Origin of the sequence: Vreelandella sedimenti, from assembly GCF_013416325.1 — a bacterium.
GTDB classification, from domain to species: Bacteria; Pseudomonadota; Gammaproteobacteria; order Pseudomonadales; family Halomonadaceae; genus Vreelandella; species Vreelandella sedimenti.
Genome location: NZ_JACCGK010000047.1, coordinates 1 through 2251 on the forward strand (window position 1 = coordinate 1; position 2251 = coordinate 2251).

Annotated in this window: 1 protein-coding gene and 1 pseudogene; one reads left to right on the forward strand and one right to left on the reverse strand. The window is 45.8% G+C overall.

Annotated elements, in window-relative coordinates; genetic code table 11:
* Positions 1 to 431: pseudogene (locus tag HZU72_RS23540) on the forward strand (transposase); the annotation flags it as partial.
* Positions 432 to 925: 494 nt separating this feature from the next.
* On the opposite strand, the gene HZU72_RS23545 reads toward HZU72_RS23540, so the two are convergent.
* A complete protein-coding gene (locus HZU72_RS23545) occupies positions 926 to 1150 on the reverse strand; it encodes a hypothetical protein (RefSeq protein WP_180096367.1) in 225 nt (74 codons plus the stop codon).
* Positions 1151 to 2251 lie beyond the last annotated feature (1101 nt).

A 2251-nucleotide genomic window follows, 5' to 3' on the forward strand; every position in this document is an offset into this window, starting at 1 on the left:
GAGAGCAGTTAGGCAGAACCTTTGATGACCCGCTCGTTCAGCGCAATATCGATCTCGATATGGCCGTTTTAGAGTGCTACCACCGGGAACTAAGCCAGGTGGAATGGCTATTGGAAAAGCAGGCCAAAAAGCATCAGCCAACCTACTACCACTTATTAAAAACCATTCCCGGCGTTGGCCGTATTCTTGCTCTCACTATTCTGTATGAAGTGGGTGATATTCGACGCTTTGAATCTGTCCAGAAGTTTGCCTCCTATTCCCGACTGATCAAGTGCAAAGCCGAATCGGCTGGTAAGACCTATGGCACCCAGGGCAACAAGATTGGTAATGCCCATCTGAAGTGGGCTTTTTCTGAGGCTGCTGTGCTTTATCTGCGCGGAAATCCAGGTGCACAAAAGCTGTTGCAACGCTTCCAGAAACGCATGAGTAAAGCNTGTCTAACTGGATCATCAAGGAGTGTGCTGAAACCGGGGGTCTGCTGACTGATCTTAAGATCTGAACCCCGGCTTCTACACCCAATTCGAAGCCCGTCGCTTTGATTATCCATCCTGCTGGCGTGCACCAATACCCTGAGCGAGTGGGCTTACACCGGCGCTGAACCTGAAACTAACTGGGACTATAAAGTAACCCGCTGTTTGAATAGGACAGATGCCGGTTAACCGATGAATGTCTAGTGCCCCAGACCCACCTGCAAGGAGCAACCCGGTTTGGCAGTGGTGGACCACCACGTTAAGAGAGCCTCAATAGGTGTTTGCTGTAAGTCACTCACAGCCAACGATGACAGATGAAGTAGGATCACTGGCTCAGGGGCTTGATATTGGCCGCTGACGCGGCCAATAAAAAACCTGCGGCTTATTGACAGAGAGAAGGCTCATAGGTGNCTGCGGCTTATTGACAGAGAGAAGGCTCATAGGTGTTAGCTCCGTTACTTGAAAATGCAAGCAATTCTTGCTTCCAGAGCATTAATCACTTCTGCAAGGTAAGTATTTTCAGATGATATTTCATCAATCATCTCTCCAAGACTCGTTACTTTGCTTATTCGGTGTGAGCTATAGTCAAAAGCCCCGATTTCCTCCAGTCTTAGGAGGTCCAGCCGAACTTCGATAAACAGCGGTTCAATAGTGCCGACCTGGTCATCGGATATTGACATGGTGTTTGATATCAAATACTTCACTGTTCGAAGCTTAGATATCGTCGAGTTTAGCTGAGCAATTAACTGCTGATTTTTCGCATAATTTTTTTGGAAATTTAACGCGCTGTTAGATACACGATATGACATCCAAGCGGACAAGGCCGCGAAAAGGGTGGCTGCTGTAGTGAGTCCAACGAAAAAAATTTCAATCATACTGGAAGTAAAAGGACTAGCAGAAAGGAGATTGCGCCCAAAACTGCAGAGCCGTGATGGAGAAGCTGCTTCAAATATCGTCGGTGGCTAGTTTCGCTACTCATAATGCCCTATGTATTGAGGATGACTTGTAACATAGATTATCGTACCGGCTGCATAACACGGCTGAATCGCATGCCGCTTTCGCTGGAAGGGCCGCTTTGGGTCGAACCACGACCTTAAATTAACCTTAGCACATGACGTGCGCGAATTGATCTATTCTTTGACCTCCGCCCGATGGAAGATCATGCCATGAACGTTTTGACTGAAATCTCCTGTACACCTATACCTTGGAATAAAGGCAAGTTGGTTTGGCAGAAGGCGCCTCTGCGTCTTCGAGATATCTGGGCCATAAGTGTTCGCTTACAGCTTGCCAAAAATACGAGAGACCTCGCCTTCTTTAATTTAGCCATCGATAGCAAATTACGAGGCTGCGACCTCGTCAATTTACGAATACGGGATTATAGCCCATGGGGCGTGTATATTACCCAAACCTTCTAGACATAATCTGTATAACCCATCGAGATGCATAGTATACCCAGAGCGATTCAGACAGGGCGGAAGAGCTCATTTTCATTCAAACGCTTTCCATGAGAAGTGAGTTACGCTCACATGTCATAAGTAGATAAATTATAGCTTTTTTTCTTAGATTTAGTGGTGTGACTCGGATCAGGCACTACACTTGATATGGTTAAGCGATAAGGAAACAAGAGATCTTCTCAAACTAACTCCAAACTGAAAATATATTGTATATTATTAATATATAGCTCCAAGGAATTAATCATGCCATCAACAACTTACCAAGATATCGACCCTATGAGAGCAGTTATTTCACTCCTAGCCCGGATTTCTCACAGGGTATAAAAG

Coding starts and splice junctions, on each gene's coding strand:
- HZU72_RS23545 (WP_180096367.1), bottom strand. CDS start 1,150: ATGTCAATATCCGATGACCAGGTCGGCACTATTGAACCGCTGTTTATC.